Origin of the sequence: Planktotalea sp., from assembly GCF_039984035.1 — a bacterium.
In the GTDB taxonomy this organism is placed as follows: domain Bacteria; phylum Pseudomonadota; class Alphaproteobacteria; order Rhodobacterales; family Rhodobacteraceae; genus Planktotalea.
Map to the genome: position 1 here is coordinate 1 of NZ_JBDWVM010000329.1, position 7,932 is coordinate 7,932.

The window sequence follows — 7,932 nt, forward strand, 5'->3', positions numbered from 1 at the left end:
GCCTAAGCGAACGGCGCCGAGAGATGGCAATTTTTCGGGCGATGGGCGCACGGCCACGGGTGATCCTAACGCTTTTGGTACTTGAAGCGATCTTGATGGCCGCTATCGGTGCCCTGCTGGGCCTTGTCCTGCTTTATCTTGGTCTTTTCATCGCGCAGCCGCTCCTTGATAGCGCGTTTGGCCTGTGGATTCCCATCGAAGCGCCAACGCTTCGCGAACTCTGGGTTTTGCTGGGCGTTATCCTCGCTAGCGCAATTGTGAGCATGGTTCCCGCGCTCAGAGCCTATCGCATGTCCCTTGCGGATGGTATGACAGTCAAGATTTGATACGAATAGGATCGCATGATGCTCTTGTCTCGACGCCAAATGATCAGCGCAGCTGCCGCCAGCGCAGCCCTTCCACGCCTTGCCTCGGCAAGCACGGTCATGGAAATCACTTGGGACGATCTCATTCCACCCGGCGTGCCCTATTCGGAAATTATCGGCCAAGGTGAAATTGACGAAATCAATGACACGTGGAACCCGATTTATGACGAGAACGCGAACAAGCTGAACCCGCTCCTAAATGGCACCCGCATCAAGATGCCCGGCTACATCGTTCCCCTCGACCTCAACACGAAGGGCGTAACAAGCTTCATCCTGGTCCCTTACGTTGGCGCTTGCATTCATACACCGCCGCCGCCGCCCAACCAGCTTGTCTATGTGACCACGGAAAACCCCTGGCCTGGCGATGATCTTTGGGAAGCCGTCTGGGTCACAGGGCATATGAAGCACGAGACCCAATCAACCGAGATCGCAGAAACAGGTTACACATTAACCGCCGAGGCAATGGAAACCTACGTTTGGTAAACCCCATCGTGAACCGCCGCGATATTATGGCAGGTATTGCCGCGCTTTCGTTAACCTCGAGCCTTGCCCGCGCTGAAGAATTCGTCGACTTGAACTGGAGCGATCTTGTTTCCGACGGTCAAGCGCCGTCCTTTTCTTTCACGCAAAACCACGATGACGCCATATCGACTGCGCAGCCTCCCTCTTTGGGTGTGCGCACGGATTGGAACGATCAAACTGTGCGACTGCCCGGATTTATCGTGCCGCTCGATTATTCTGGCACGGGTGTCACAACCTTTATGCTGGTTCCGTTTGTAGGAGCATGCGTCCATGTTCCGCCGCCCCCAGCCAATCAATTGGTGTTCGTGACGACCAAAGACCCCTACCAATCCTCGGGGTTATTTGAGGCCGTGCGCGTCATAGGCAAGTTTGGCACGTCCTCGACCTCTAACCACTTGGCGGATGTGGCTTATTCACTAGCGGCCGATAAGATCATACCGTTCAAATTATAATCTTCGGTGCTCTTGATACGGCTCATGTGATGCCCATCTAGATGTCCACCCTAACGCGCAAGGATATTGCCATGACTGCTCAACCTCTTCGTATCGATATCGTCTCGGATGTTGTGTGCCCTTGGTGCATTGTTGGATACCGCCAGTTGAAACAGGCTGTGGACGCGACGGGCGCAGAGGTCGACATCCATTGGCATCCCTTTGAGCTGAACCCGAATATGCCCGCCGAGGGGCAAAACATGGTTGAACATATCATGGAAAAATACGGATCAACCAAAGAACAATCCGCCGCCAATCGAGCCCGCCTCACTGAGGTTGGCGCGGAGCTTGATTTCGAGTTCGCGTTCTCTGACGATATGCGGATGCACAATACCTTCAACACGCATCAATTGCTGCATTGGGCAACGCAACAAGAGCGCGGCAATGATCTGAAACAAGCGCTATTCGTCGCCCATTTCACGCATCATCGTGATCTATCCGACAATGATGTTCTTGCAGATGTTGCCAGCGAAATCGGCCTTGACCGTGCAGAAGCAGTGGAGGTTCTGAGCGATCAACGCTTTGCAAACGCCACGCGTCAGGAAGAGCAATTTTGGACCCAGCAAGGCATAACAGGTGTGCCAGCGATGGTCTTTGATCGCCAATATCTGGTGACAGGTGCGCAGGGCGTAGAAAACTATACCAACATTCTGGGTCAGCTCGCCAAGAACGCACAAGACGCAGCAGAATAAGAATTAAGGAACGAAGGTAAAGCGCCCCTCGCGGCCAAATTCTTCCTCCATTCCAACATCTTCCCACATGTCGGATGCGATGTTGAAGACCTCATCACTGACATGCATGGCATAGGTCTCGCCCTGCTCCGCGTTGCGCTGTGCAACGCGGAGCGCGCGCTCGTCTCGCGGTGTTTGCAGCACATGCACACGAAAATCGCGGTCCTCATCCGCCAACGCATCATATAGCTTCAAACGATCGTCAACACGGATGAGGCCGAGTTCGACAATCGCATCGCGACCATAGTCTTGCTGGCCCATAGCGACGGTCAAAATCTGCTGATAACAGCGCGCTTTGCGCTCCGCATACCATGGCCAGATATCCGTCTCTGGGCGGTCTGCCTGAAATAGGGTCACCATCCAAGCATCGAGAACCAGAGGCATCACGTTCAACTTTTGACCCAGCTTGTTGGCATAGCTCGTTTTGCCTGCACCGACGGGACCTTCGATAATGTGAATAATCGCCACAACCCGCCCTTACCAAATACGTTCGTAAAGCTGCACAATTTCTTCCTTGCTCGGCACGCGCGGGTTGTTCTGCGGCGACCCAGACGCAAGCGCCTGATCCGCCATAATGGCGAATGTTTCCGGGTTCGCGATATGACCTAGCGTGCTTGGACTTGGCACCTTCAAATCTGCATTCAACAACGCAAGCCCATCGACGAGCTTGCCGCACGCCATGCTGTCACTGTCGTTCTCATCCGCAAAACGCATCACCCGTGAACAGGTGGCGTATCGCGCTTCTCCAGCGTTGACTGAGAACTTGGTCAGTTCTGGTAGGAGCATGGCATTCGACAACCCATGCGCCACATGGAAATGCGCGCCAATCGGGCGGCTCATCCCGTGCACCAGCGCAACAGAGGCGTTTGAAAACGCCATGCCCGCTTGCGACGCTGCGAGCATTAATGCCTCACGCGCTGCGCCGTTTTCAGGGTCATGGCAGGCCGCACGCACGTGATCGGTAATCGCGGGCATCGCGGCCAACGCAAATGCATCTGTGTAGGCAAACGCCTTGCGACTAACGAAGGCCTCAATCGCGTGGGTCAGACTGTCTACTGCTGTATCGGCTGTGATGCGCCAAGGTTTTGTCGTCGTGAATGTCCAATCAATCAGAGCAGCGGTCGCAACGCAGGCCAAACCAGATAGATTATATTTTTCAGTCTCTTGCGTATCCGTAATCACGCACCACCGCGTCAATTCCGAGCCTGTTCCACCCGTCGTCGGGATCAAAATCACAGGCGGACCACAGCGATCAATCTGACGCGGCGCTTTGTAATCGCGTACGTGGCCCGGGTTGACGCTCATAAAGCTGATGGCTTTGGCCGTGTCCATCGGGCTGCCGCCACCAAGGCCGATGATGCAATCAAAATCACCTGCCTTTAAGGCTGCAAGACCAGCATCGACGCAGACATCTGTCGGGTCCTCGACAACCTCATCAAAGATCGCCCATGGAACCTGCGCGCCGTCCAGAACATCTGTCACTGTGCCAACATGGCCCAAGGTTACAAGATTCTTATCCGTCACGATCAAAGGTCGCTGTAGGCCAAGCTGCGCGAGGACCTCTGCCACCTCTTTTGCAACGCCGCCTCCAATACGGATCACCCTCGGTGATTGAACGCGCCCAATACTGCCCATTTGCATAAGTCCAGCTTTCTCTGTGATTTGCGCGAAGCCTATCACAGAGAATGAAATGGTCCATTGCCCAGCCATAGTTAATCGCCTGCGCGTTCATTTTGTCTGCCTGCGCTTAGAAAATTTCTGTTGATCTGTGCGGAATGGCTGTGCTTCAGTTGCGTCACGACCTTGGCAATAAAGGCATTGCGCGCTGCTGCTTGGGTGAGCGGAGCCTTTTTCGCTCATTGCACCGGATTTTTCAGATCCTGCGCGCGCAAGTTGGCTCCTTTCTAAAAAATCAGGCGGCGCGCCGCCACAGCCAAAGGGCCAGCTATGTTGCACAATGATAATCTCGAAAAATGGGACCGTGAGAATTTCTTTCATCCCTCCACCCATCTTGCCGAATTTGCCCGAGGCAACATTGCCCAGCGCGTCGTAACGGGTGGATCGGGTTGTCATATCGAAGATCGCGATGGCAATCGTCTGCTCGATGCTTTTGCGGGGCTTTACTGCGTGAACGTCGGTTATGGCCGCTCTGATATTGCCGATGCAATCGCCGATCAGGCCAAGGAACTGGCCTATTATCATTCCTATGTCGGACATGGCACCGAAGCCTCTATCACCCTTGCCAAAATGGTGCTGGATCGCGCGCCGGATCATATGTCGAAGGTCTATTTTGGCCTGTCCGGCTCAGATGCGAATGAAACCAACATCAAGCTGATTTGGTATTACAACAATATCCTTGGTCGCCCGCAAAAGAAGAAGATCATCTCACGCTGGCGTGGCTATCACGGCTCTGGCTTGATGACCGGATCGCTTACGGGTCTGGAGCTGTTTCACAAGAAATTCGATTTGCCGCTTGTGCAAGTTCTGCATACCGAAGCGCCCTATTATTTCCGCCGCGATAATCTGCAACACAGCGAAGCGGACTTTGTCGCCCATTGCGTGCATGAGTTAGAGGCGATGATCCAACGCGAAGGCGCTGACACGATTGCGGCATTTATTGGTGAACCCGTGCTTGGGACTGGCGGGATCGTACCGCCCCCTGCTGGCTATTGGCCGGCGATCCAAGCGGTTTTGGATCGACATGATATCCTTTTGGTCGCCGATGAAGTTGTGACCGGATTTGGACGCCTTGGCACTATGTTTGGATCGGATCACTACAGCATGCGCCCCGATCTTATCACCATAGCCAAAGGGCTGACCTCTGCCTATGCGCCGCTTTCGGGATCGATTGTTTCGGAAAAAATGTGGGCGGTGTTGGAGCAAGGCACGGATGAAAATGGCCCCATCGGTCATGGTTGGACCTATTCGGCCCACCCTATTGGCGCAGCGGCGGGCGTGGCCAACTTGCAGCTTATCGACAGATTGGGATTGATTGAGAACGCCAGTGACATCGGCGCCTATCTCAACATCGAAATGCATGCAGCGCTTGGTGATCATCCGCATGTGGGCGATGTGCGCGGCGATGGTATGCTCTGCGCGGTCGAATTCGTCGCTGATAAAAACAGCCGCAGATTTTACGATGCCGCTGACAAGATCGGTCCGCAAATCGCGGCGAAACTGCTTGAGCAGAACAACGTGGTCGCACGCGCGATGCCACAAGGTGATATATTGGGCTTTGCTCCGCCCTTCTGCCTGACGCGCGAAGAAGCGGATCAAGTCGTATCCGCGACATTGCAAGCCGTCACGACTGTTCTGGGCTAAAGCTGCGAAAGGAAATTACGATGAACAAGAACGCAGCCTTCGAAATTGCTGAATATGAACGACGCCTTAAAAAGACCCGCGCTGCGATGGCGAAGGCGGGTTTGGATGCGCTTTTTATCACCGACCCATCAAACCAAGCATGGTTAACGGGCTATGACGGGTGGTCCTTTTACGTCCATCAGGGCGTGATCCTCACGATGGAGGGCGAACCCATTTGGTGGGGCCGTTACATGGATATGATGGGTGGGCGACGGACCTGCTGGATGAGCCATGACAACATCATCGGCTACGGCGACCACTTCATTCAATCGACCGAAGTGCACCCGATGCAAGACTTGGCCGCATTGCTGACGCGCCTTGGGTTTGAGGGAGCGCGCATTGGTGTCGAGATGGAGAATTACTATTATTCTGCAAAGGCGCACGCCGTTTTAAGCGCTGAGTTGCCCAATGCCAAACTCAGCGATGCGACGGCCTTGGTGAATTGGCAAAGGTTGATCAAATCTGCGCCCGAAATCGCCTTCATTCAAAAAGCCGCACGCATCTCTGAAAAAGTTATGCGCACTGCAATCGAGCGCGCCGAGGTTGGCGTGCGCAAGAATGATCTTGTCGCGGACATCATGCATGCGGGCATCACGGGTGTTGACGGCGATTGGGGCGATTATCCAGCGATTGTGCCGCTCACCCCTTCAGGGCTTGATGCAACGGCCGCGCATTTGACATGGAACGGCGCGCCGATGCGCGCAGATGAAGCAACGTTTTTTGAGTTATCTGGATGTTATCGGCGTTATCACGCACCTCTGTGCCGCACTGTTTACCTTGGCACCCCTTCGGACGAGATGCGCCGCGTTGAGGCCGCGCAGCTGGAAGGAATTGAAGCGGGCCTCTGGGCTGCGCGCGCAGGCAATCGCACCTGTGATATCGCTAATGCCTTTATGGATGTCATGGCGCGTCACGGAATCGAACGTTCGGGGCGCATGGGATATCCCATTGGCCTGAGCTACCCCCCTGACTGGGGCGAGCGCACGGCGTCGATCCGCAGCGAAGATGAAACCGTGCTCGAGACGGGAATGGTCTTTCACTTCATGCCTGCGCTTTGGATGGACAGTTGGGGGTTGGAAACCACCGAAACGATCCTGATCCAAGAGGATGGGGCTGCCAAACCTCTTTGCGACATTGATCGCAAACTCTTCGTAAAGCACTAAACGATGATCGATCAAACCAAACGCATTCTGGCTGATCTCATTGCCTTTCCAACCGTGTCGGCGGATAGCAATCTCGACATGATCGCTTATCTCGCCAACCGCTTGGAAGAGAGCGGTGCGGATGTTGATGTGCAAACGGATGCCAGTGGGCGCAAAGCAAACCTTTTCGCCACCCTAGGCCCCCAACGCGATGGTGGCATAGTGCTTTCGGGTCACTCGGATGTGGTGCCCGTCACGGATCAAACTTGGCAAAGTGATCCTTTCATACTGCAAGAGCGCGACAATCGTCTTTACGGGCGTGGAAGCTGCGACATGAAAGGGTTTATCGCAGCTTGCATCGCATTGGCCCCCCGCTTTGCACAGCAAGTCGGGGAACGCCCGCTCCACTTTGCCTTCACCTATGATGAAGAAACTGGCTGTATCGGCGCGAAACATCTGGTCGATGATCTCAAGCGTCGCGCGATTAAGCCAGCCCTGACAATTATTGGGGAACCTACGATGATGCGGATCATCGAAGGGCATAAAGGCTGCCATGAATATAGTACGCATTTTCATGGACTTGAGGGGCATGGCTCTGCCCCTGATCTGGGTGTGAATGCTGTGGAAATGGCCGTGCGCTATGTCGCGCGTCTGCTCGAACTGCGTGATGAATTGAAGACATTGGCCCCGCACAATAGCCCCTTTGATCCGCCTTGGACGACAATAAACACAGGCGCGCTGAATGGTGGTCATGTCCATAATGTCATCCCACCCAAAGCAAGCGTTGATTGGGAAATGCGACCCGTTCAAAACAGCGATGCAACCTTCGTCAAAGACGCGCTACAGCATTATTGCGAGCAGACCCTGTTACCCGCAATGCGCGCGGTTTACCCCGACAGTGACATCACGACAGAAGTCATTGGCGAAGTCGCGGGCCTCCTACCCACAGATCAGAACGAGGCACGCAAAATTGTCTCTGAATTGACGGGGGCCAATACGGCCGATGTTGTGGCCTTTGGTACAGAAGCGGGTTTGTTCCAAGAGCTTGGTATGGATGTGGTGGTCTGCGGTCCCGGCTCGATTGAGCAAGCCCACAAGGCGGACGAATACCTAGCGAGCGATCAGCTGGAGCAATGTTTGACCATGCTCGATGGATTGGGCAAAAAACTATCACACCCACAATAAAAAAGGCGCCCGAGGGCGCCTTCTTCGATCTGTATCCCGAATTAGCTTAACGACTGCGTCGTCCGCGAATTATCGGCAGAATGATCAGCCCTGCCGCAATCACGAGCAGACCCAAAGTCATAGGGCGTTCCAAGAT

9 protein-coding genes are annotated in these 7,932 nt (G+C 54.5%); 7 read left to right on the plus strand and 2 right to left on the minus strand.

The genetic code is table 11. The annotated features are described in order from the left end of the window. The 4 genes from ABJQ89_RS14800 to ABJQ89_RS14815 all read left to right on the plus strand — a co-directional run. A partial coding sequence (locus tag ABJQ89_RS14800) for an ABC transporter permease (RefSeq protein WP_348496955.1) occupies positions 1 to 326 on the plus strand: 326 nt, incomplete at its 5' end. Positions 327 to 344: 18 nt separating this feature from the next. Continuing rightward, entirely contained in the window at positions 345 to 848 is a 504-nt protein-coding gene (locus tag ABJQ89_RS14805) for a DUF3299 domain-containing protein (protein ID WP_348496956.1), read from the plus strand. Further along, entirely contained in the window at positions 842 to 1,339 is a 498-nt protein-coding gene (locus ABJQ89_RS14810) for a DUF3299 domain-containing protein (RefSeq protein WP_348496957.1), read from the plus strand. The genes ABJQ89_RS14805 and ABJQ89_RS14810 overlap by 7 nt, the downstream gene beginning before the upstream one ends. Positions 1,340 to 1,410: 71 nt before the next feature. Then, positions 1,411 to 2,070, plus strand: coding sequence for a DsbA family oxidoreductase (locus tag ABJQ89_RS14815; RefSeq protein ID WP_348496958.1), 660 nt, complete (start codon positions 1,411 to 1,413; stop codon positions 2,068 to 2,070). 3 nt (positions 2,071 to 2,073) lie between these two features. On the opposite strand, the gene ABJQ89_RS14820 is transcribed toward ABJQ89_RS14815, so the two are convergent. Further along, a complete protein-coding gene (locus tag ABJQ89_RS14820) occupies positions 2,074 to 2,577 on the minus strand; it encodes an AAA family ATPase (RefSeq protein WP_348496959.1) in 504 nt (167 codons plus the stop codon). Between the two features lie 9 nt (positions 2,578 to 2,586). Then, on the minus strand, positions 2,587 to 3,819 hold the full coding sequence (locus ABJQ89_RS14825; RefSeq protein WP_348496960.1) for an iron-containing alcohol dehydrogenase: 1,233 nt from the start codon (positions 3,817 to 3,819) through the stop codon (positions 2,587 to 2,589). Positions 3,820 to 4,056: 237 nt separating this feature from the next. Between ABJQ89_RS14825 and ABJQ89_RS14830 the strand changes: the two genes are divergently transcribed. The 3 genes from ABJQ89_RS14830 to argE are packed head-to-tail and all read left to right on the plus strand — an operon-like array spanning position 4,057 to position 7,796. Then, positions 4,057 to 5,430: an aspartate aminotransferase family protein gene (locus ABJQ89_RS14830; RefSeq protein WP_348496961.1), complete on the plus strand. Its 1,374-nt coding sequence runs from the start codon at positions 4,057 to 4,059 to the stop codon at positions 5,428 to 5,430. A 20-nt stretch (positions 5,431 to 5,450) separates the two neighbouring features. Beyond that, complete coding sequence (locus tag ABJQ89_RS14835; protein ID WP_348496962.1) at positions 5,451 to 6,632, plus strand: M24 family metallopeptidase; 1,182 nt, start codon at positions 5,451 to 5,453, stop codon at positions 6,630 to 6,632. Positions 6,633 to 6,635: 3 nt separating this feature from the next. Beyond that, positions 6,636 to 7,796 carry an acetylornithine deacetylase gene (gene argE / locus ABJQ89_RS14840; protein ID WP_348496963.1) on the plus strand — a complete coding sequence of 387 codons (1,161 nt, stop codon included), beginning with the start codon at positions 6,636 to 6,638 and terminating at the stop codon, positions 7,794 to 7,796. Positions 7,797 to 7,932: the final 136 nt, after the last annotated feature.

What these genes read in the sequence shown, in the direction of transcription:
- argE (WP_348496963.1), top strand. Translation starts at nt 6,636, where the DNA reads ATGATCGATCAAACCAAACGCATTCTGGCTGATCTCATTGCCTTTCCA.
- ABJQ89_RS14825 (WP_348496960.1), bottom strand. Translation starts at nt 3,819, where the DNA reads ATGGCTGGGCAATGGACCATTTCATTCTCTGTGATAGGCTTCGCGCAA.
- ABJQ89_RS14815 (WP_348496958.1), top strand. Translation starts at nt 1,411, where the DNA reads ATGACTGCTCAACCTCTTCGTATCGATATCGTCTCGGATGTTGTGTGC.
- ABJQ89_RS14835 (WP_348496962.1), top strand. Translation starts at nt 5,451, where the DNA reads ATGAACAAGAACGCAGCCTTCGAAATTGCTGAATATGAACGACGCCTT.
- ABJQ89_RS14805 (WP_348496956.1), top strand. Translation starts at nt 345, where the DNA reads ATGCTCTTGTCTCGACGCCAAATGATCAGCGCAGCTGCCGCCAGCGCA.
- ABJQ89_RS14830 (WP_348496961.1), top strand. Translation starts at nt 4,057, where the DNA reads ATGTTGCACAATGATAATCTCGAAAAATGGGACCGTGAGAATTTCTTT.